Annotated in this window: 18 protein-coding genes; 9 read left to right on the top strand and 9 right to left on the bottom strand. The window is 63.0% G+C overall.

All coding sequences use genetic code 11. The features are described 5' to 3' along the window. Positions 1–97: 97 nt before the first annotated feature. The 5 genes from BM045_RS17255 to BM045_RS17275 all read left to right on the top strand — a co-directional run bounded on the left by BM045_RS17255 (position 98) and on the right by BM045_RS17275 (position 6,712). Complete coding sequence (locus tag BM045_RS17255; RefSeq protein WP_092185482.1) at positions 98–868, top strand: N-formylglutamate amidohydrolase; 771 nt, start codon at positions 98–100, stop codon at positions 866–868. Positions 869–901: 33 nt separating this feature from the next. After that, positions 902–2,410 (top strand): amino acid permease, encoded by a 1,509-nt coding sequence (locus tag BM045_RS17260; RefSeq protein WP_092185484.1) that lies wholly within the window; start codon positions 902–904, stop codon positions 2,408–2,410. Positions 2,411–2,620: 210 nt separating this feature from the next. Beyond that, positions 2,621–3,982 carry a glutamine synthetase family protein gene (locus BM045_RS17265; protein WP_092185486.1) on the top strand — a complete coding sequence of 454 codons (1,362 nt, stop codon included), beginning with the start codon at positions 2,621–2,623 and terminating at the stop codon, positions 3,980–3,982. 188 nt (positions 3,983–4,170) lie between these two features. Next, positions 4,171–5,553, top strand: a complete 1,383-nt coding sequence (locus tag BM045_RS17270) for an aldehyde dehydrogenase family protein (RefSeq protein WP_092185488.1) — start codon at positions 4,171–4,173, stop codon at positions 5,551–5,553. A 4-nt stretch (positions 5,554–5,557) separates the two neighbouring features. Beyond that, entirely contained in the window at positions 5,558–6,712 is a 1,155-nt protein-coding gene (locus BM045_RS17275; RefSeq protein ID WP_092185490.1) for an iron-containing alcohol dehydrogenase, read from the top strand. A gap of 181 nt (positions 6,713–6,893) precedes the next feature. Here BM045_RS17275 and BM045_RS17280 read toward each other — a convergent pair whose 3' ends face one another. Further along, entirely contained in the window at positions 6,894–8,369 is a 1,476-nt protein-coding gene (locus BM045_RS17280; RefSeq protein ID WP_092185569.1) for a mannitol dehydrogenase family protein, read from the bottom strand. A 124-nt stretch (positions 8,370–8,493) separates the two neighbouring features. Between BM045_RS17280 and BM045_RS17285 the strand changes: the two genes are divergently transcribed. Continuing rightward, the gene (locus tag BM045_RS17285; protein ID WP_280139483.1) at positions 8,494–9,408 is read left to right on the top strand and encodes a sugar kinase; all 915 of its coding nucleotides are present in this window, start codon (positions 8,494–8,496) and stop codon (positions 9,406–9,408) included. Between the two features lie 197 nt (positions 9,409–9,605). On the opposite strand, the gene BM045_RS17290 is transcribed toward BM045_RS17285, so the two are convergent. From BM045_RS17290 to BM045_RS17300, 3 genes are read right to left on the bottom strand one after another with little or no spacing between them, the layout of a single operon-like run. After that, positions 9,606–10,148 carry a DUF924 family protein gene (locus BM045_RS17290; protein WP_092185494.1) on the bottom strand — a complete coding sequence of 181 codons (543 nt, stop codon included), beginning with the start codon at positions 10,146–10,148 and terminating at the stop codon, positions 9,606–9,608. Between the two features lie 14 nt (positions 10,149–10,162). Then, positions 10,163–11,164, bottom strand: coding sequence for a zinc-binding alcohol dehydrogenase family protein (locus BM045_RS17295; RefSeq protein WP_092185496.1), 1,002 nt, complete (start codon positions 11,162–11,164; stop codon positions 10,163–10,165). Between the two features lie 49 nt (positions 11,165–11,213). Further along, positions 11,214–12,134, bottom strand: coding sequence for a VOC family protein (locus tag BM045_RS17300; RefSeq protein WP_139198831.1), 921 nt, complete (start codon positions 12,132–12,134; stop codon positions 11,214–11,216). A 244-nt stretch (positions 12,135–12,378) separates the two neighbouring features. Here BM045_RS17300 and BM045_RS17305 point away from each other — a divergent pair, with 244 nt between their 5' ends. Continuing rightward, positions 12,379–14,304 (top strand): methyl-accepting chemotaxis protein, encoded by a 1,926-nt coding sequence (locus tag BM045_RS17305; protein WP_092185500.1) that lies wholly within the window; start codon positions 12,379–12,381, stop codon positions 14,302–14,304. 252 nt (positions 14,305–14,556) lie between these two features. On the opposite strand, the gene BM045_RS17310 is transcribed toward BM045_RS17305, so the two are convergent. From BM045_RS17310 to BM045_RS19000, 3 genes are all read right to left on the bottom strand, one after another. After that, positions 14,557–16,353: an ABC transporter ATP-binding protein gene (locus BM045_RS17310; protein ID WP_092185502.1), complete on the bottom strand. Its 1,797-nt coding sequence runs from the start codon at positions 16,351–16,353 to the stop codon at positions 14,557–14,559. A gap of 496 nt (positions 16,354–16,849) precedes the next feature. Next, positions 16,850–17,737, bottom strand: a complete 888-nt coding sequence (locus BM045_RS17315; protein ID WP_092185504.1) for a lipid kinase — start codon at positions 17,735–17,737, stop codon at positions 16,850–16,852. Between the two features lie 267 nt (positions 17,738–18,004). Further along, positions 18,005–18,157, bottom strand: coding sequence for a hypothetical protein (locus tag BM045_RS19000; RefSeq protein WP_170848562.1), 153 nt, complete (start codon positions 18,155–18,157; stop codon positions 18,005–18,007). Positions 18,158–18,289: 132 nt separating this feature from the next. Between BM045_RS19000 and BM045_RS17320 the strand changes: the two genes are divergently transcribed. Continuing rightward, a complete protein-coding gene (locus BM045_RS17320) occupies positions 18,290–19,522 on the top strand; it encodes an aminopeptidase (RefSeq protein WP_092185506.1) in 1,233 nt (410 codons plus the stop codon). Positions 19,523–19,661: 139 nt separating this feature from the next. Here the strand turns inward: BM045_RS17320 and BM045_RS17325 are convergent, their stop codons facing one another. Beyond that, positions 19,662–20,936, bottom strand: a complete 1,275-nt coding sequence (locus BM045_RS17325; RefSeq protein ID WP_092185508.1) for an L-fuconate dehydratase — start codon at positions 20,934–20,936, stop codon at positions 19,662–19,664. 119 nt (positions 20,937–21,055) lie between these two features. Here BM045_RS17325 and BM045_RS17330 point away from each other — a divergent pair, with 119 nt between their 5' ends. Continuing rightward, a complete protein-coding gene (locus BM045_RS17330; RefSeq protein WP_092185509.1) occupies positions 21,056–21,835 on the top strand; it encodes a GGDEF domain-containing protein in 780 nt (259 codons plus the stop codon). Between the two features lies 1 nt (position 21,836). Here the strand turns inward: BM045_RS17330 and BM045_RS17335 are convergent, their stop codons facing one another. Next, a complete protein-coding gene (locus tag BM045_RS17335) occupies positions 21,837–22,568 on the bottom strand; it encodes an SDR family oxidoreductase (RefSeq protein WP_092185511.1) in 732 nt (243 codons plus the stop codon). Positions 22,569–22,603: the final 35 nt, after the last annotated feature.

The raw sequence follows: 22,603 nt of genomic DNA on the forward strand, positions 1-22,603 counted from the left end.
TCCCGACAAAGACTCGTCTTCGCCACCTCCCCATTGACACCCCATGCCAATGTGAAACTACTGTTACAAAAGCGACAATTGCTGCGCAGGGGCCAAGTTGGACGTTAGCGGTCAAAAGGCGGTGCTGGTTTCCAATGCGCGGGGGCAATCGCCCTTCGTCATTGTCTGCGACCATGCCAGCAACCGGATTCCCGCCAAATATGGCGACCTCGGCCTCAACCAGATCGAGCGCCTCAGCCACATTGCCTGGGACCCCGGCGCACTGGCCGTGAGCCGCACCCTGTCGGAACTGCTCGATGCGCCCCTGGTGCAATCGACCGTTTCCCGGCTGATCATCGACTGCAATCGCGCCCATGACGCGCCGGACCTGATCTGGACGCTGTCGGAGGCCACGCGCATTGCCGCCAATGAAAATCTCGATGGTGACGAGCGGCAGTACCGCATCGACCGCTTCCATCGCCCCTATCACGCCTCCATCGAGACGCTGCTCGAGGCGCGCCGCCATGCCGGCCGCGAGACGATCCTGGTCTGCATGCATTCCTTCACCCCGGTCTATCACGGGGTAAAACGCCCCTGGCCGATCGGGCTGATCCATGGGCTCGACACCGGATATACGGCAGCGCTCTATGATGCGCTCAAGGCGGACGACCCTTCGCTCAATGTCGGCTGGAACGAGCCCTATGCGGCGCTTAATGGCGTGACGCTGACGCTGGAAAAGCATGGTGACGGACGCGGGCTCGAAGCCACCATGGTGGAAATCCGCCACGACGAAATTCTCGAACCTGCCGGGGTGGCCCATTGGTCGGCCCGGCTGGCGCATTGTCTCGAAACGGCGCGGGTCGCGCGCAGAGGGGCAATGGCAGTCTAGATCTACCGGGCTTTAAATCAGGGGGACGTGACTATGGCTGAGACGAGAAAGGTCGGCAGTGTCGCCTATGCGACGCGCGACAAGAGCTATTTCGAAAAACGCGGGCTGGAACGCTATGCGGGCATCTGGAGCCTTTGGGCTCTCGGTGTCGGCGCGGTGATTTCCGGCCATTTCTCCGGCTGGAATTTCGGCTTCATGACCGGCGGCTGGGGCGGCATGGTGGTCGCCGCCGCGATCATCGCCGTGATGTATCTGGGCCTCGTCTCCTCCATCGCCGAAATGAGCCCGGCCCTGCCGCATACCGGCGCGGCCTATTCCTTCGCCCGCACCTCGATGGGCCCCTGGGGCGGCTTCATCACCGGCCTGTTCGAAAACGTCGAATATGTGCTGACGCCAGCGGTGATCGTGACCTTCATCTCGGGCTATTTCGGCTCGATCACCGGGCTCGACACGGCATACTATCCGCTGCTTTGGGTGGTGTTCTTCGTCATCTTCCTCGCGCTCAACATCTACGGCGTGGCGCTCTCCTATAAGGTGACGCTGGTCGTCACCCTGATCTCACTGGCCGGCCTTGCCTTCTTCTGGGTCAGCGCCTTCCCCAATATCGACTTCTCGCGCTGGGCACTCAATATCGGCGTAGGCCCGGATGGCGGCGCCGTGGAATTGCCCGAGGGCAATGGCGAGTGGTTCCCCTTCGGCTGGCAAGGCGTCCTCGCCACCCTGCCCTTCGCGGTCTGGCTGTTCCTTGCCATCGAGCAGGTGCCGCTGGCCGCCGAGGAATCGGTCGATCCCAAGCGTGACCTGCCGCGCGGCATCCTGCTCGGCTTCTGCACGCTCTTGCTATCGGCCTTCCTCATCGTGCTGCTCAACCCCTCCATTCCGGGCGTCGGCAGCTTTGCGCTGGGAAGCTCGCTGGAGCCAGCACTCGACGGTATCCGCGCCATCTATGGCGATGCCGCCGCGCCGATCTTTGGCGTCGTGGCGCTGATCGGGCTGGTCGCTTCATTCCACACCATCCTCTATGCGCAGGGCCGCCAGGTCTATTCGCTGAGCCGGGCCGGCTATTTCCCGTCGGCGCTGTCGGTGACGCATGGCACGTACAAGACGCCGCATCTGGCGATGATCGCCGGCGCCACGCTGGGTCTCGTCGTCATGCTGGCGATCTGGTTCGTCAATGGCGGTGGTGGGCCGGGCGAGACCCAGCTCGGCGATGACATCATCGGCTCGGTGCTGCTTAACATGGCCGTGTTCGGCGCCATGCTGAGCTATATCATGCAGGCCCTGAGCTTTATCATCCTGCGCCGCAACCAGCCCAATATCGAGCGGCCGTTCAAGTCGCCCGTGGGCATTCCCGGTGCGGTTTTGACCATCATCATCGCGGCGGTAACGCTGTTCTACCAGCTGCAGGACCCGAACTTCTTCAAGGGCGTGATCTGGGTGGTCCTCTGGTGCGCCGTGGGCATTGCCTATTTCGCCCTGGTCGGCCGTCACAAGCTGATCATGTCGCCGGAAGAAGAATTCGCGCTCGAACACAAGGCGTAAATAACTCCAGAGGTCGCGGTCATGCACCGCGGCCTTCCCACGCCCGATGTCACCCCGGCCTTGAGCCGGGGCCCATCCCGAGATCAGGCCGCAAGATAGATCGAACGAGCCACCTTGCGGCTGCGCAGACATCTCAGGATGGATCCCGGCTCAAGGCCGGGATGACATCGCGTGGGTGGATAGTGACGGTGGAATAAGAGGAGAATTCCCATGGCCTACAGTCTTGCCGAACTGAAGAAGGACGTCGCTGCCGGGTCCATCGACACCGTGCTGGTCGCCTTTCCCGACATGCAGGGCCGCATGATCGGCAAGCGTTTCCAGGCCGAATATTTCCTCGAAGTCGCCAATGACGAGACGCATGGCTGCGACTATCTGCTGGCCGACGATATCGACATGGAACCGGTGCCCGGCTATGCGGCTGCAAACTGGGGCAAGGGCTATGGCGATTTCGTCATGAAGCCGGACCTCGCGACGCTGATGAAAGCCACCTGGCTCGAAGGCACCGCCATCGTGCTGTGCGATCTCAGCGATCACCATCATCACGAACCGATCGCCCATAGCCCGCGCGCCATTCTCAAGCGCCAGCTCGATCGTCTCGCCGCTATGGGTTACACCGCCAATGCCGCTACGGAACTCGAATTCTATCTGTTCGACGAGGACTACCGCACCATCGCCCAGAAGGGCTTTGCCAAGGCACAGACCGCCGGCGATTACATCCAGGATTACCACATCTTCCAGACCACCAAGGAAGAGGGCGTGATGCGCGCTTTGCGCAAGCATCTTCAGGCCTCGGGCATTCCGGTGGAAAGCTCGAAGGGCGAGTGGGGCCCGGGACAGGAAGAGATCAACGTCAAATATGCCGATGCGCTGACCATGGCCGACCGCCATGTCGTGCTGAAAAATGCCACCAAGGAAATCGCCTGGGCGCAAGGCAAGGCCGTGACCTTCATGGCCAAGTGGGACTATGCGCTGGCCGGCTCGTCGAGCCATATCCACATGTCGCTGGCCGATAAATCGGGCAAGCCGATGTTCGTCGATGCCAAGGACGAGCGCGGCATGAGCGATGTGATGAAGCATTTCATGGCCGGGCAACTGGCCTATGCCCGCGACATCACCTATTTCCTCGCGCCCTATATCAACAGCTACAAGCGCTTCCAGGCCGGCACGTTTGCGCCGACCAAGGCGATCTGGTCGCCCGACAACCGCACCGCCGGCTTCCGCCTCTGCGGCGAGCATTCCAAATCCATCCGCGTCGAATGCCGCATGGGCGGCGCCGACCTCAATCCCTATCTGGCCCTGGCCGCCCTGATCGCCGCCGGCATCGAGGGCATCGAGGAAAAACTGCCGCTCGAACCGGCCTTCGTCGGCGACGCCTATGTCACGCAAAAGCTGCGCGAAATTCCCAAAACTCTGCGCGAGGCGACTGACACGCTGCGCGGTTCCGCCATGCTGAAGGATGCCTTTGGCGAAGAGGTCATCGCCCATTATGTGCACACGGCCGAATGGGAACAGGGCGAATATGATCGCCGGGTGACCGACTGGGAACTCAAGCGCGGCTTTGAGCGGAGCTAGGTCTCCTTGCTGCCACACATCATACGGCATACTCCGTGTCACCCCGGCCTTGAGCCGGGGCCCATCCCGAGATAGTGCCACAGCCGCAAGATCGACCGAACGAACCACCTGGCGGCAGGACGAGCATCTCGAGATGGATCCCGGCTCAGGGCCGGGATGACACCGTGAATTGGGAGAGGCCCTGAAGAATGACTGACACTGTAAAAATCATCTCCCCCGTGGACGGCAGCATCTATGCCGAGCGGCCCGTCGCCACTGCCGTCGAGATCGAGGCCTCGGTCATCCGGGCCAAAGCCGCGCGGCATGCCTGGCATGAGACGACGATTGCCGAACGGCAGAAGATCCTGACGCATTTCGTCGATGCGCTGCTGCTGATGAATGACGATATCGTTCCTGAACTGGCCTGGCAGATGGGTCGCCCGATCCGTTTTGGCGGCGAAAAGCGCGGCGTCGAGGAGCGTGCGCGCTATATGATCGAGCTGGCCGCCGAGGCACTGGCGCCGTCGATCAAGCCCGAGAAAGAGGGTTTCACCCGCTACATCACCCGTGAGGCGCTCGGCACCGTCATGGTGATCGCGCCGTGGAACTATCCCTTCCTCACCGCGGTCAATTCCATCGTGCCGGGCCTGATGGCGGGCAATGCGGTGATCCTCAAGCATGCCTCCCAAACGCTGCTGGCCGGCGAGCGCTTCGCCGCTGCTGCCGAAAGCGCCGGGCTACCCGTTGGCCTGTTCCAGAATCTAGTGCTGGGTCACGAGGATACCGAAAAGCTGATCGGCTCGGGCCAGATCGACCATATCAATTTCACCGGCTCGGTCGAAGGCGGCCGCCGCATCGAAAAAGCCGCCGCCGGCACCTTTGCCACGCTCGGCCTCGAACTCGGCGGCAAGGACCCGGCCTATGTCCGCGCCGATGCCAATCTCGACAATGCCGTCGAAAACCTCGTCGATGGCTCGTTCTTCAATTCCGGCCAGTCCTGCTGCGGCGTCGAGCGCATCTATGTGCATGAAAGCGTCTATGGCAATTTCGTCGAACGCTTCATCGACAATGCCCGCGGCTGGCCCCTGGGCAATCCGCTCGATGCCGACACGATCGTCGGCCCGATGGCCCGCGGCAATTTTGCCGACCATGTGCGCCAGCAGACCGAAGAGGCACTGCGCGGTGGCGCGACGCGCCATCTCAACACAAAGCATGACCTCGACAAGCCTGGCTCGCCCTATCTGGCGCCGGAAGTGCTGACCAATGTCAATCACCAGATGTCGGTGATGCGGGAGGAAAGCTTTGGCCCGGTGGTCGGCATCATGAAGGTGGCCGACGACGCCGAAGCCATCACCCTGATGAACGACAGCCCCTATGGCCTCACCGCCTCGATCTGGACCGAAGACCTCGACGCCGCTGCCCATATCGGGGCGCGGGTTGAAACCGGTACGGTCTTTGCCAATCGCTGCGACTATCTAGATCCGGCGCTGGTCTGGACCGGCGTCAAGGACACCGGCAAGGGCGGCGGCCTCTCAGAAATCGGCTATGCCAATTTGAGCCAGCCGAAATCCTATCACCTCAAGCGGGTATGACCTGATGACCAAAGCCAACTGGAACTACCCCACCGCCATTAAGTTCGGTCCCGGCCGCATTGCCGAACTGCCTGAAGCGCTGAAGGCTGCCGGCATTTCCCGGCCGCTGCTTGTCACTGACTCTGGCCTCGCCGGTCTGCCGGTGACGCAGAATACGCTGAAGCTCCTAAAGGACGCCGGCATTCCGGTTGGTCTGTTCGCCGATGTGAAGCCCAATCCGATCTCGGCCAATGTCGAGGCCGGCATCAAGGTCCTCCGCGAGGGCGGCCATGATGGCGTCATCGCCTTCGGTGGCGGCTCGGGCCTCGATGTCGGCAAGGTCATTGCCTTCATGGCCGGCCAGACCCGCCCGATGTGGGATTTCGAGGATATCGGTGATTGGTGGACCCGCGCCGATCCCGCTGGCATTTTCCCGATCGTCGCCGTGCCGACCACCGCCGGCACCGGTTCGGAAGTCGGCCGCGCCGGCGTCATCACCGACGAGACCACCCATACCAAGAAGGTGATCTTCCACCCGCTGATGATGCCAAAAGTCGTCATCGCCGATCCAGAGCTCACCGTGGGCATGCCCAAATTCATCACCGTCGGCACAGGCATGGATGCGCTGGCACACTGTTTGGAGGCCTATTGCGCGCCGGGCTATCATCCGCTGGCCGATGGCATTGCGGTGGAAGGCATTCGCCTGGTGTTTGAAAACCTGCCCAAGGTCTATGCCGATCCGCTTGACGTCGAAGCCCGCGGCCATCTGATGAGCGCCGCCGCCATGGGCGCCACGGCCTTCCAGAAGGGGCTCGGTGCCATTCACGCGTTGAGCCATCCGGTCGGCGCGCTCTATGACACCCACCACGGCATGACCAATGCGGTGTTCATGCCCTATGTGCTGGCCGTCAATCGGGTGGCGGTGGAAGCGAAGCTGGCGCGGCTCTCGGCCTATCTCGGGCTGGCGCCGACCTATGAGGCGTTCCTGCACGCCGTGATCGCCCTGCGACTGCGCCTCGACGTGCCGCATACTCTGGCGGAGTTCAAGGTCGATGGCAGCAAGCGCGAGCTGATCGGCGACATGGCGATTGTCGACCCGACGGCGGGGGGCAATCCGGTGGAATTGACCAAAGATCGCGCGCTGGAGATTTTCGATCGGGCAATGGAGGGGCGGGTTTAGCGAAACGCGAAACCGGCAGTCGTCCACCCTCCCCCTTGAGGGGAGGGAAGCGAGATAGGACTTAGCTCTTCGCTAAGTCCGTCATCGAGCAGGAAGGGGGTATTTGTCCGCGAGCTCAGTGCGTGGGGCCCACCCCCTCCCTTGATCCCTTCCCTCAACGGGGAGGGTGTCGACTGAACCTTCAGTCGTTCTCAGCAACAACCTCCGCCACTGTCTCCCGCACCCCAATCTCGAACAAACTATCCAGATGCGTCGCCACCGTTTCGCCGAAGGTCTGGTTGTCGCCCAGATCCGTGCCAAACACCTCGGTCAGCGCTGCCAGGCCGATATAGAGCTCCTCGGCATCATCGATATTGTCCGCCGCAATCGCCATCATCCGCATCGCCAACGGATCGCGCACGTCGATGCTCTCGCCATTCTCGTCGATCCCCACCACATAGCGCATCCAGGCCGCTACCCCGAGGCCGAGCCGCTCGAAAGGCTGGCCCGCGGCAAGGCGATCGCGGATGGTGCCGAGCAGGCGCTGCGGCAGTTTTTGTGAGCCGTCCATGGCGATCTGCCAGGTGCGGTGTTTCAGCGCCGGATTGCGGAAGCGCTGCAGCAGGTCGTCGCGGTAGCTTTCGAGTTCATCGCGCGGCATGTCCAGCGTCGGCATGGCCTCTTCGGTCATCAGCCCATGGATCAGCGCGACGAAATCCGCATCGCCCATCACGTCGGAAATATATTCATAGCCCGCCAGATAGCCGAGATAGGCCATGGTCGAATGGCTGCCATTGAGCATGCGCAGCTTCATGCGCTCGAAGGGTTCGACGTCGCTGACCATCTGCGCCCCGGCCTTTTCGAAGGGCGGGCGGCCGTCGGGGAAATGATCCTCGATCACCCATTGGGTGAAGGGTTCGGTGACGATCGGCCAGGCGTCTTCGGCGCCGATCAGGCCGGCCACAGTTTCGCGGTCGGCATCGGTGGTCGAGGGCACGATGCGGTCGACCATGGTGCCGGGGAAAGCCACGGTGCTGATCCATTCGCCCAGCGCTGGGTCGCGCAGCGCGGCGAATTTGCTGACGATGCGCTTCACCGTCGCGCCATTGCTCGGCAGGTTATCGCAGCTCATCACCGCAAAGGGGGTGATGCCCGCAGCATGCCGCCGGGCCAGCGCTTCCACCAGCATGCCAGGTGCGGATTTCGGCGCGGTCGGATTGGCCAGGTCATGCACGACGTCAGGGTGGCGCTGGTCGAGTTCGCCGGTCGCCGGATCGTGGCAATAGCCCTTTTCGGTGACGGTCAGCGAGACGATGCGGATCTGCGGGCTGGCCATCAGCGCCAGCAGCTCCTCGCGCTGCGTATTGGCGTCGAGGACTTTCAGGATCGAGCCGATGACCCGCGGGTGCGTCCCCTCTGCATCGCGCACCGCCACGGTGTACAGCCCGTCCTGCGGCTCAAGCGCTTCCTTGGTATCGGGCCGGCGCAGGCTGGCGCCGACAATGGCCCAATCGGGATGGGTCTTCAGCAGATCATCGACATAAACCGCCATATGCGCGCGGTGAAAGGCTCCGATGCCCAGATGCACAATGCCCGGGGTGATCTGCTCGCGGTCATAATCGGGCAGGCGCACGCCGGCGGGGACATTGGCAAGGGTGGCGGCGCTGAGACGCGTCATGGTCGACTCCGGGGTAAATGCGGCGCCACCATAAGGCCTTCCATTCTTGTATGGAAGATAGTGACTTGCGGCCAAATCGGCTTTACCGGCATAAGCCTTGGGTCGATAGCGGAGGGCAAGGGCTTTGACACAGAAGCGGTTCGTCAGCATCGGGGAATGCATGATCGAAATGAGCGGCGGCGAGGATCGCCAGTATCGCCTCGGCTATGCCGGCGACACGCTCAACACAGCCTGGTACATGCGCGCTTTGCTCGGCAAGGACTGGTCGGTCGATTATTTCACCGGCCTTGGCGAAGACCGCTATTCCTCCGATATCCGCGGCTTTCTCGATGCCAATCATATCGGCACCAGCCATATCCGCACCGTGCCCGGCCGCCGCCCCGGTCTCTATATGATCCACCAGGATAAGGGCGACCGTCACTTCACCTATTGGCGCGATACGAGTGCCGCCAAGCTTTTGGCCGACGACAAGGAAGCGCTCGCCGCCGCCGTCAAGGGCGCTAGCATGGTGTATTTCTCGGGGATCACGCTGGCCATCCTCGCCCCGCGCGCCCGTGGCCGGCTGCTCGGCGCGATCGTCAAGGCGCGCGATGCCGGTGCCCGCGTGGTGTTCGACACCAATATCCGCCCTGCCCTGTGGACCAGCCCGCGCGTCATGACCTCGGTGCTCACCGCCGCCGCCACGCTGTGCGACGTGGTACTGCCGACCCATACCGACGAAGCCCCGCTGTTTGGCGACAAGTCGGTGGAGGATACGGCAGATCGCTATCTCGAGCTGGGTGTCGAGGAAGTGGTGGTCAAGGATGGTGCGGGGGAAGCGCTGATCGCTACGGCGAGCGAGCGGGTGCGGGTTGCGCCGAAGCCGGGGGCCAAGGTGGTGGATGCGACTGGGGCTGGGGATAGCTTTAACGGGGCGTATCTCTCGGCACGGCTGGCTGGCAAGGGGTTGCGGGAAAGTGCCGAAGAGGGTCACCGGGTGGCCGGCGTGGTGATCGGGCAAAAGGGTGCGCTGGTGGAACCGGGGTTGCTGTCCCGATAGCGTGTTTGCAACCGGCCATTCCAAACTCTCGATGTCATCCCGGCCTTGAGCCGGGACCCATCCTGAGATTTCTGGTCTGCCGCAAGGTGGCTCGTTCGATCGACCTTGCGGCTGTGGCGTGATCTCGAGATGGGCCACGGCTCAAGGCCGGGGTGACATCGTGGATGGGGCAACCTCAGCGGCAGTCCGAGGTCCCCTCAAAACATACTATCGCCCTGCGCCTGCATATAGGCGACCTCGGCCGCCGTGCTCTCCCGACCCAGCGCCTTGTTGCGAAACGGAAACCGCCCAAACTTCGCGATACAATCGCGATGCCCGGTCATGAACTTCAGCATGTCGGGCCCGAACTGCTCGAAATGCTTCACGCCCTCCTCCTGGATCACCAGCGACTCCGCATGCATGAAGGGCATGAACAGGAACATCCGCCGTTCCATGGCAATGGCCTGGTCGGCGCCGACCGCAATCGCCTCCTGCGTCAAAGCCGTGGCCATCTTGTCCTGCGCGAAGGCTTCCGCAGAGCCACGGTGCAATTGCCGCGAGAACTGGTCCAGCACGATGATCTCGGCCAGCCGGCCCTCGGGCGTCGTGCGCCATTCCCAGGCCTCGGCCCGCGCCACGGCCGCATGGGTCTCGGCAAATTGCGCCGCCAGTTCGGCATCGAACTCCGCCTTGCCGCCGAACCAGTCGTCCTTGGTATGCTCGGCAAACCAGAAGCGTAAAACGTCGTCGGCTGTGCGCATGATCTTCTCCGGTTCTAGAGCGTAATGATCGCCTTGATCAGCCCGTTCCGCTCATGCGCCCATTTTGGCAGGTTGACCGGCACGTCTTCAAAGCTCGTAGCATGTGTGGCAAGCTGATCGGTTGGCACAAGGCCGTTGCGGATCGAGGCCATGACATGGTCGAAATCCTCGCGAGTGGCATTGCGAGAGGCGCGGATGGTCAGTTCGCGCCGGTGGATTTCCGGATCTTCCCAGCTGAGCGTGCCCTTGACCACGCCGACCAGGGTCAGCGCACCGCCATTGCGGCAGTAGGTCACCGCCTGGTTCATCGCCGGAATCGAACCCGTCGCGTCGAAGACGGCATCAAAGCCGGTGCCCATGCTCTGCCGGAACCCGGTCCCGTCGCGCTCGTCCAGCGACACCGCGCCAAAGCCGAAGCCGCGCGCCGCTTCCAGCTTATCGGCGGCGGCATCGAGAATGGTCACATCCGCTCCAGCGATACCAGCAAAGAAGGCCACGCCCAGCCCGATCGGTCCACCGCCGACCACCAGCACGCGCCAGCCCGGCTTGAGCTCAGTGCGCCGCACGGCATGGGCGCCGATGGCCAAAAATTCCACCATGGCGGCATCGCGCAGGCTCAGGCCGTCGGCCTTGTAGAGATTGGCTTCGGGCAGGACGATTTCCTCGGCCATGCCGCCGTCGCCATGCACGCCGAGCACGGTCAGCGTCTCGCAGGCATTGGTCTTGCCCTCACGGCATGCGGGGCATTGGTAGCAGGGCAGATAGGGATTGATGACCACCGCGTCGCCATCGCGAAGCGTTGCCGCGCCATTGGCGTCGCGCACCACGCCGCTCAGCTCATGGCCCATGATGCGCGGATATTGCAGGAAGGGGTGCTTGCCTTCGTAGATGTGATAATCGGTGCCGCAGATGCCGATATGGCTGATGCCGACCCGCACCCAGCCGGGCTTGAGCTCCGGCCGCGCGATATCGATCAGCGCCAGTTCGCCCGGCGCAGCGCAGGATATGGCCCGCATGAAAATCCTCCCGATATTTCACCGGGAGGACTAACATGTTAGGGACAGTTTAGGCCAGCACGACCTTGATGCGATTGCCGAACGGGTCCTGCGTTTCGATCCCGCCCTCTATCAGCGAGAACGGCGCCTTGACGCCATCCAGCCGCGCCTTGACGCCCTCCAGCGCCACCGCATCGGGCAGCACGATATGGAAGAAGCGCAGGCCGGCCGCACCGGCCGGCGGCAGCGCCGCATTGGGGCCGGACCAGATGTTGAAGGCCACGGTATGGGGCATGTAGTCGAGCCCGACGTCGCCCATGCCGAAGGAATGGATCAACAGGAAACCGGCAAAACCGATGACGTCGCGATAGAAATCCATCGCCAGGCCAAGGTCGTTCACATGCACATGGATATGGCCGATGCGCGTGCCAGCCGGCATGCGGGCCAGCAGCACCGGGCTTTCGCCCAGCTCAGCCAGCAGGCCATCGAGGTCGATGGGGTCGCGGCCTGAGTGCGGCTTGCCTTCGGTGGTCACGGCATAGGTCTCGCCCTTGTCGGGATCGCCCAGCGTGCCGCGCCAAGGCGTCTCGAAGGTGATCTCGATGCCATTGCCGTCGAGGTCCCATAGATAGATGGCTTCGCTGACCAGGTGATCGGTCGGCGAAATCCGCACATTGCGCTGCAGCGCCCGCACCGCCATCTGTGCCAGATCGACGCGATGGGGAACGTGGACCGCCACATGATAGAGCCCGATGGTGCGTGGCACCGATGGGCGGGTGGCGCCGGTTTCCAGCACGATCAACACCTTGCCACCAGCGCCCAGCGCCAGCGCATTGCCGGTCTCGGAGATCAGCTCGAGGCCGACGACGTCCTGCCAGATGGCGAGCGCCTTGGCGCGGTCGGTGACGGCGATATGCACGGGACCGAGCGTCGTGCTCAGCGGCAGCAGGGGTTTGGATTTCACATTGGTCTGTACGGAAGCGTCGATCATGACGAGGTCCTCAAAATTCAACAATTGAGCAAGATATAGACCCGGCCCCGTCTTGCGGCCATTGGCACCAGACCGAAGGCATCGTTCGTAAAACCGGGGCCAATACTCCCGTGCGCTGCATGAGACCCATGCAAACCTTCGAAACGCGAGTATTTTCACGGTAATTTAAGCAGATTCACCGAGAGCTATGGACAACTCCGGGGCAGAAGCCCGCGGACTATCTCTTGGGGCGACAGGTAAAGTCATGAATTTCCGCAATATTCCGATCCTGCAGAAGCTGGTTCTTACCGTCCTGCTGATGGGCGTCGTCGCCACAGCCATTGCCGCCATCGGCTGGCGCGAGTTGAGTTCGCTGAGCAATGTGATGAACAATGTGGGTGCCAAGGAAGTGGCCGCCCGCGAAGCCATGGACCTGCGCCTCGACGTCATCGGCATGAGCCGCATGACCTATCAGCTGGTGGTCAATCCGGAAAAAGTCGCCGACTTCGTCACCAATTTCGAGAAGCGAAAGGTCGAGATGCAGGCGCGCTTCCCGATCATCGAGGCCGGTTCGGATGCGACCGAGCTCAAGCAGCTCAACGCGGCCAAGCCAATGATCGACAGCTATTATGCTGAAGTGCAGACCATGCTGGATGTCGCGGCGGCACAGCCGTTCGATGCGGCGGCTCTTACGGCGGCATTGGGCGAGGCCCTGGCTGCCCAGCAGATGGTGACCGATACCATCAAGATCTACTCCACCTATTCGGGCGAGTTGATGGGCAACATGCGCAGCGCCGCCGAAGCCTCGGCCTTCACCGCCATGCTGACCCTCGCCATCTCGGCCGCCGTCGGTATCGTCATCGGCCTCGGCGCCAGCCTGCTGATCGGCCGTCGTACCATCGTCAATCCGGTGCGTGAGCTGACCCAGACCATGAGCGAGTTGGCCGATGGCAAGCTCGACGTCTCCATCGACAATGCCGATGCCAAGGACGAAATCGGCGCCATGGCCCGCGCCGTGGAAGTGTTCCGCCAGAACGCCAAGCGCGTCGCCGCCCTTAGCGCCGAAGAGGCCATGCGCAATCTCTCGATCGTCGAGCGCGCCGATATGATGGCGTTGCTGCAGGCCGAACTCGGTTCGGTGATGAAGGCCGCCAGCGCCGGCGACTTCAACCAGCGCGTGCCGACCGATTTCAGCGATGACGAACTCAACAGCCTTGCCGCCAGCGTCAATGGCCTGGTGGAAACCGTCGATCGTGGCCTCGCCGAAACCGGCACCGTGCTCTCGGCCATCGCCAATACCGACCTGACCCAGCGCGTCACCGGCCACTACCAGGGCGCCTTCGGTGCCCTCAAGGACAATACCAATGCCGTGGCGGAAAAGCTGGCCGACATCGTCGCCCAGCTGCGCGGCACCTCGCGCTCGCTCAAGACCGCGACCAGCGAAATCCTCGCCGGCGCCAATGACCTCAGCGAGCGCACCACCCGCCAGGCGGCGACCATCGAGGAAACCTCGGCCGCCATGGAACAGCTCGCCACCACCGTCATGGAAAACGCCAAGCGCGCCCAGGATGCCAATGGCAATGCAACCAAGGTCACCGTCTCGGCCGAACAGGGCGGCGCGGTAATGGCCCAGGCCACCGGCGCCATGGAGCGCATCACCACCTCCTCGGCCAAGATCTCCAACATCATCGGGCTGATCGACGACATCGCCTTCCAGACCAATCTGCTCGCCCTCAACGCTTCGGTCGAAGCCGCCCGCGCCGGTGATGCCGGCAAGGGCTTTGCCGTGGTCGCCGTCGAAGTGCGACGCCTCGCCCAGTCCGCCGCCTCGGCCTCGGCTGACGTCAAGGTGCTGATCGAGCAGTCGGCCAAGGAAGTGCGCGACGGCAGCCGCCTCGTGGCCGATGCCGCCGACCGCCTCAACGGCATGCTGGAAGGCGTGCGCTCCTCCTCGACCCTGATGGAAGGCATTTCGCGCGACAGCCAGGAACAGTCGACCGGCATCACCGAAGTGTCGATCGCCGTCCGCCAGATGGACGAAATGACCCAGCACAATGCCGCGCTGGTCGAAGAAATGAATGCCGCCATCGAGCAGACGGAAAACCAGGCGACGCAGCTCGATGCGATCGTCGAGATCTTCAAGGTGAGTGAGGCCCCCATCACCCGCCGCGGCATGTCCCGCGCGGCGTAAGCCAGCACAGCCGATCAGCAAAACGCCGGGGCACAAGCCCCGGCGTTTTTTGTTTGGCCCAGAACAAGACCCTCAGTCGACCACCCCCCCTTGAGGGGAGGGAAGCGAGATAGGACTTAGCCCTTTGCTAAGTCCGTCATCGAGCAGGAAGGGGGGTATCGTACCATAAGCTCAGTGCTCGTGGCCTACCCCCTCCCTTGATCCCTCCCCTCAAGGGGGAGGGTGTCGACTGCAACATCCCGTCAAAGACGGTTACGCAACCAGCCCCTTAGTCAGTTCCAGCGCCTGCCGCTCGAACAGCCTCCGGTAAATCCCGCCCTGCAGCCGGATCAGTGCCTGGTGGTCGCCCTCCTCGACGATCCGCCCCTTGTCGAACACCAGCAGGCGATCCAGCGCCCGCACGGTGGACAGACGGTGGGCAATCACCAGCGTGGTGCGGCCTTCCATCAGCCGTTCCATCGCCTCCTGGATCTGAACTTCGCTCTCGCTGTCGAGGCTCGAGGTCGCCTCGTCAAGGATCAGCACCCGCGCATCGGCCAGGAACGCCCGGGCAATCGCCACGCGCTGCCGCTCGCCACCCGAGAGCTTCACCCCGCGCTCGCCGACCAGGGTTTCGTAGCCCTTGGGCAGGTTGAGGATGAAGTCATGCGCATTGGCCTGCTGCGCCGCCAGCTCGATCTCGGCCCGCGTTGCTTCGGGCCTTGCATAGGCGATGTTCTCGGCCAGCGTCCGGTGAAACAGGATCGGCTCCTGCTGCACGATGGCGATCTGGCCGCGCAGGCTTGCCTGCTGCACATCGGCGATATTCTGCCCGTCGATACGGATGCTGCCGTCATTGACGTCATAGAGCCGCTGGATCAGCTTGACGAAGGTGGTCTTGCCCGAGCCCGAATGGCCAACCAGACCCACGCGTTCGCCCGGTGCAATGGTCACCGAGAAATCGCGATAGAGCGGCGTCGGATGGCTGCCATACTGGAAAGTGACGTGATCGAAGGCGATCTCGCCCTTGCCGATGGCAATGGCCTTGGCGCCCTTCCTGTCGTCGATGCCGAGCGGCGTCTTGCTCAGCGCCACCAGCTCTTCCATGTCGTTGACCGCCCGCTGCAGGTTGCGGATATGCTGGCCGACATCGCGTAGATAGCCCTGCAGCACGAAGAACATGGCGAGCACAAAGGTGATGTCGCCCGGCGTCGCCAGCCCGCGCTGCCACATGATGAGGCCAGTGCCGAGGATGCCGGCCTGCATAGAGACCATCATGAAGCCCTGGATGGTGCCGCTCAGCGTGCCGCGCTTCCAGGTGCGGCGGGTACGGATATCCCACTTGCCCAGCACGTGGCGCAGCCGCTCCTCTTCACGGTCCTCGGCGCCAAAGGCCTTGACCACGGAATTGCAGCTCACCGCATCGGCCAGCGCGCCGCCGAGCCGGGTGTCCCAGGCATTGGCAAGGCTGGCCGCCGGCGAAACATAGCCCATGGAAAGCATCACTGTGACGCCGATATAGATCACCGAGCCCAGGCCCACGATCAGGCCCATGACGGGCCAATAGGAGCCGAGGATGACGCTGGCGCCAACCAGCATGACAAAGCTCGGGAGCAGCGCCACCAGCAGCAGGTCATTGAGCGAATCCAGCGCCCACATGCCACGGGTAATCTTGCGCACGGTCGAGCCGGCAAAGCTGTTGGCATGCCAGTCGGTCGAAAAGCGCTGCACGCGGTGAAAACCGTCCTGCACCACTTCCGACATCATGCGGATGGTCAGCCGGATGACGCCCTGGAAGATGAACCAGCGCAGCACCACGCTGAGCAGGCCCAGGCCCACCACGATGAAAAAGGCGCGCAGCGCCTCGGACACGGCCGAGGTCTGTCCGCCGGCAATGGCATCGACGATCTGGCCGGAAAACACCGGCACCATGACTTCGGCCAGCGTCGAGGCGATCACCAGCACGCAGATAAAGCCAATCACCACCGGCCGGCCGGCCCAGCGACGGAAGGTAAAGCCGAGCACGTTGCGATAGGCATCGGCACGGAAGTCGAGTTTCTTGCGACTCATGGGACAGTCCGGCGCCGTTCTCCGGCGACCAGCCCTCAAAACATCAGATGAAAGGCACAGCCGGAACGGGAAGCGAAATGATCCCGTCAGATCAATCGGGCTGTGATGGAAAGACCGCGAGCGGCGGGCCTTGAACGGCGGGCCGCGGATGGCAGAGGCCTAACGTCGAGGCATGCCGGAAAGGGGAGGAATGAATGTCACTGCCATACAACGCCTCCCTTGTTCGAGATCTAAAGCGGTGGACGTTTTGTAGCGAAGTGGTTCGGTCTTGCCAACCGGGTTTTTGCGACGTTGCAACGGGTGATGCTGGAAAGACACAGGGGTTGTTGGCACACTTTCACCCACCCACGGTGTCACCCCGGCCTTGAGCCGGGATGACCTCGCGCGAGTGGAAGGCTCAGATAATAACCACCCGCCATACGCCCGGCGCGCCATTCGAGCACAGGTCTCATGGCCTTCTTGCCTAAAAATCGCTCCACTGGAGCGATTTTGCCTTTCAGGCCGGCGCGAAGACAGTCACAGCACTCGGCCGGATGACAAAATGCGCCGGCGTCTGTGTCACCAGATCGCCATCCGTATTGATCGCCATCGGCTCCCTGGTCCGAATATCGAACTCAGTGCTCTTCGCCGTCCGCACCTCGTCCCAGGCACCATGTTCACCCCGCCGGAACGCACCGAGCATCAGGCCGAATTTCCAGACATTCTTGAGCTCCAGCGAATAAAGATCGAGATGCCCGTCCTCGATCGTCGCATCGGCATGGATCACCGTGCCACCGCCGTAATGCACGCCATTGCCCACCGCGATCTGCAGTGTCTTGACCTTGACCGTTCCACTATCGCTGATGATCTCCGCCCGGAACGGCTTGGCCTTCAGCGCCACCTTGGTCGCCGCCATGGCATAGCCCAGCTTGCCCCAGCGCCGCTTGGCCTCAGGCGTCAGGCCCTTGGCAAGATCGACCGACAGGCCGAGGCTGGCCACGTTGAAAAACGGATGGCCATTGACCTCGCCGAGATCGACCCGGCTGGTATGGCCGGCCACGATGATATCGGCGGCCTTCAGCAGATCGTCGGGAATGCCCAGCGTGCGCGCCAGGTCATTGGCCGTGCCCATCGGCATGACGCCCAAGGGCAGGCCGGTTTCCAGCACGCCGCGGGCCGCCGAATTGATCGTGCCATCACCACCGCAGACAATCACCAGGTCCGCCTCGTGCCGGCGCCGCGCGATATCGGCCGAGACCTCGTCAGGCGTATTGAAACGCTCGACCACCGCGTCGACACCACCAGCGCGCAGCCGCTCGATGACGGGTTCGAGCGCAGCCGTGCCGCGACGGGCATTGGGATTGACCAGCATAAGGGCGCGACGGCGGGCAGGAAGGGCTGACATGGATATCCGGTGTTGATTGACCCCGCACATGGCCCCTACCGCCTGCCAGCGCAAGGAAAAATGAGGTTACGGATTGGTCATGGACCGCCACCTTTGAGCTTTCCCCAAATTCTCCACGCCCACGGTGTCACCCCGGTCTTGAGCCGGGGCCATCCTGAGATCGCTCAGCCTGCCGCCAGATCGTGGTTCGAACCTCGACCTTGCGGCTGCGGTAAGATCTCGAGATGGATCCCGGCTCCAGGCCTGGATGACACCGTGAATGGACGCTCAATGCCCCTCCCCGCGATGCACATCCATCCCCCGCGCCAGCCATTGCGCGTATCCCACCGACACAACGAACACCCCGAAATACCCCAGCACCACAACCAACTCCCAATGCACCCCGGCAACCATTTCTTTCTCCTTGAACAGCTGCCGCACCCTCCTCCTGCGGGGATTTCCCCGCTTGATTCAGGTCAAGGAATTTTCCGATTGGTGCGGGTGGCAATGCGCTGCCGCCGGGGCTAGGCTCCCGCCCAGTCAGATTCCAAAACCAAGAGGCATTCGCCCAAAATGACCATCGATCCCGTCAAGCTCGACAAGCTCGCCCAGGTTGCCATCAAGGTCGGCCTGCAACTGGCCGAGGGCCAGGACCTGGTGATTACCGCGCCGATGACGGCTGCGCCGCTGGTCCGCCGCATCACCGAGCATGCCTACAAGGCCGGCGCCGGCCTCGTCACCACGCTCTATTCCGACGAGGAATCCACCCTCGCCCGCTACAAATATGCCAATGACGCGAGCTTTGACCGCGCCGCCGGCTGGCTGCATTCGGGCGTCGCCGAAGCCTTCAAGAACAATGCCGCGCGCCTCGCCATTTCGGGCGACAATCCGATGATGCTGGCCGGCCAGGACCCCGAAAAAGTCACCCGCGCCATGCGCGCCAATTCGGCCGCCTACAAGCCGGCGCTGCAGCTGATCACCGGCTTCGACATCAACTGGAACATCGTCTCCTACCCGACCACCGCCTGGGCCAAGCTGGTGTTTCCCAATGACAGCGAAGAAGAGGCCGTCACCAAGCTGGCCGACGCCATCTTCAAGGCCAGCCGTGTCGACCAGGAAGACCCGATCGCCGCCTGGAAGGAGCACAATGCCAATCTCAAGAAGCGCTGGACCTGGCTCAACGGCAAGGCGTTCGCCTCGCTGAAATACACCGGACCCGGCACCGATCTCACCGTCGGCCTGGCCGATGGCCATCGCTGGAAGGGCGGCGCTTCGGAAGCCAAGAATGGCATCACCTGCAATCCCAACATCCCGACCGAAGAAGTCTTCACCACGCCGCACAAGCTGCGGGTGGATGGCTATGTCGCCGGCACCAAGCCGCTGTCGCACAACGGCGCGCTGATCGAGGATATGCAGGCGCGCTTCGAAGGCGGCCGGCTGGTCGAGTTCAAGGCGAGCAAAAACCAGGACCTGTTCAACAAGGTGCTCGACACCGACGAGGGCGGGCGTCATCTGGGCGAAGTGGCGCTGGTGCCGCATTCATCGCCGATCTCGGCCTCGGGGATCCTGTTCTTCAACACGCTCTACGACGAAAACGCCTCCTGCCACATTGCGCAGGGCCAGTGCTATTCGGACTGTTTCGTCGGCGGCAAGGACCTGACCCAGGAGCAGATTTCCGCCCAGGGCGGCAATACGTCGAATATTCACATCGACTGGATGATCGGCAGCGACAAGATCGACATCGACGGTGTGCATGCCGATGGCAGTTCTGAGCCGGTGATGCGCGGCGGCGAGTGGGCGAACTAAACTGGTTAGAAAGAATACCCCCACCTAACCTCCCCCTGAAAAGGGGGAGGAATCCGGCTGGTGGGTTTGGCAACATGGTGCCGCAAGCTGGATCTGTTCCTCCCCCTATCAGGGGGAGGCTAGGTGGGGGTACTCGGACCTACCCCCGGAATTCATTCTCCACGATGCTCGCCGCCTTCATCTCAATCGAAAACCCCGGCTGTTTCGGCGGCATATAGGCCGCATTGACGATCTCGCAGGGCTCGACGAAATGCTCGTGCAGGTGGTCGACATATTCGATCACCCTGCCCTCCTTCGTCCCCGAGACCACCAGATAATCGATCATCGACAGGTGCTGCACATATTCGCAGAGGCCGACCCCGCCGGCATGCGGCCAGACCGGCAGGCCGTATTTGGCGGCCATCAGCAGCACCGACAGCACCTCATTGAGCCCGCCAATGCGGCAGGCATCGATCTGGACGATATCGATCGCTCCGTCCTTGATGAACTGCTTGAACAGGATGCGGTTCTGGCACATTTCGCCGGTCGCCACCTTGACCGGCGCAATCGCCTGCCGGATAGCCCGGTGGCCGGAGACGTCATCCGGGCTGGTGGGCTCCTCGATAAAGTAGGGCTTGAAGCGCGATAGCTGTTTCACCCAGTCGATGGCCTGATCGACCTCCCAGACCTGGTTGGCATCGATCATCAGGAACCGATCCGGCCCCATGATCTCGCGCACGATTTCCAAGCGCCGGATATCATCCTCCAGATCGCGGCCGACCTTCATCTTGATATGGTTGAAACCCTCGGCCACCGCCTCCTTGGCCAGCCGCGACAGCTTCTCATTGCTATAGCCCAGCCAGCCGGCCGAGGTCGTGTAGCACTGGTAACCCTCGGCCTTGAGCGTCTTGATGCGCTCGGCCTTGCCGGCTTCAGCCTTACGGAAGATCGCCAGCGCTTCGTCCGGCGTGATGGCGTCGGTGAGGTAGCGGAAATCGACGATCGCCACGAGCTGCTCCGGCGTCATATCCGCCACCAGCTGCCACACCGGCTTGCCGGCATCCTTCGCCAACAGGTCCCACACCGCATTGACCACCGCGCCGGTGGCCAGATGCATCGCCCCCTTGTCCGGCCCGATCCAGCGCAGCTGGCTGTCGCCGGTCACATGCCGCCAGAAGCGGCCGGGGTTTTCGGCGATCCAGCCCAGCTCCAGCCCGATCACGCGCGACTCGAGCGCCTTGATCGCCGCCACCACCACTTCATTGCCCCGGCCGATGGTGAAGGTCAGGCCATGGCCTTCATGGCTGCCGTCGGTGCCGAGGATCACATAGGCCGCCGAATAGTCCGGATCGGGGTTCATGGCGTCCGAACCATCGAGCGAAGCGGAGGTCGGGAAGCGCAGGTCGTGGGTCTTGAGCGAGGTAATCTTGGTCATGGCAAACTCGGCGAAACAGTAAAAATGCGCGGAAGGAATTCATTAAGCATCTGGCTTAACCGAACGGAGCCGTCAGGCGTGACACTATTGCCCTGCCACGGTGGACGACGGGGACGCAGGTGACACAGAATTTTCTCGGGCGAGCCTATGCTCGCTATTACGCCTGGCTGCTGCGCATGGGCATGCTGGGCGCCGTGGCCTTTGGGACTGCGGTCGCCATTACCGGTTCGGTATTGACCACGGCTGTGGTCATGCTGCTGATTCCGGGGCCCAACGACTTCTTCTGGTATGGCATGATTGTTGCCGTCATATCGCCAGCCCTGACGGCGCCAGGGCTTAGCTCGACCGCGTTCAAGATGGCCTATCAGCTCAAAGCCACGCAGACGGCGCTGAAGCTGGCGGCCGAAACCGATGCGCTGACCGGCGTCGCCAACCGCCGCTCCTTCATGATCCAGGCCGAACAGGCCTTCGCCGAGGCCAAGGCCGCCGGCACGCCCTTCTCGGTGGTCATGCTCGATCTCGACCACTTCAAGGCGATCAACGACACGCATGGCCATGCCATTGGCGACGACGTGCTGCATGACGTGGCCCAAGCCTGCAAGGCGGCCCTGCGCAACAGCGACTGCTTCGCCCGTTTTGGCGGCGAGGAATTCGTCGCCCTGCTGCATCACACCGATGCTGCCGGCGCCACCAAGGTCGCCGAAGTGCTGCGCAAGACCGTGGCCGCCTTGGCGCTCGACAGCCACACCCTGCCCGCCGTGACGGTGAGCCTTGGGGTCGCCAGCTTTGCGGGGGGCAGCGAAGGCCTGCATGATGTCCTCAATGAAGCCGATCGGCAGCTCTATGCCGCCAAGGCGGCCGGGCGAAACCGCGTGATGGCGATGCGCCTCGCCTCGTAACTCAGGCGGTCCAGCCGCCGTCGATGATATGCACCTGCCCCGTCGTATAGGTCGCGCCGGCGAGATAGACCGCCAGGTCCGCCACCTCGTCGGGTCGCGCAATGCGGCCGATCGGCTGGCGTGCGATGAAGGCGGCTTTTGCCGCCTCGAAATCCCCCGTCGCATGCCAGCGCTCGTGCAGGCTGGGTGAATCCACCGTGCCTGGGCAGATGGCATTCACCCTGATGCCCTGCGTCGTATAGTCGGCCGCGATCGACTTGGTCAGCCCGACCACCGCCGCCTTGGAAATCGAATAGGCGGCGCGATTGGGCACGCCCTTCACCGAACTCGCCACCGTCGCCATGTTGATGATGGCGCCATCCCGACGCTCCAGCATCTGCGGCAGCACGGCCTGGATGGTGCGGATTTGCGCTTTGACATTGAGGTCGAGGGCAAAATCCATGTCTCGGTCGCTCATCTCCAACACCGTGCCCGAATGCACCACGCCGGCGCAGTTGAACAGCACGTCGATCCGACCAATCTCGGCCACCGCCTGCCTGACCGCTTCGCCCGAGAGCACGTCCAGCAGCCGCGTCGTGACGCCCGCCATACCATCCAGCTCGTTCAGCTTTTCTGCATTGATATCGGTGGCGATCACGCTGGCGCCGGCCTTGACGAAGGCCTCCACCGAAGCCCGGCCAATGCCCTGTGCGGCGGCGGTGATGAGGACGATTTTACCGGTGAGATCAGCCATGAAAATTCCTGGGAAAAGAAGGCCGGGTGTCGCCA

Origin of the sequence: Devosia sp. YR412 (genome assembly GCF_900110945.1) — a bacterium.
Lineage (GTDB): Bacteria > Pseudomonadota > Alphaproteobacteria > Rhizobiales > Devosiaceae > Devosia.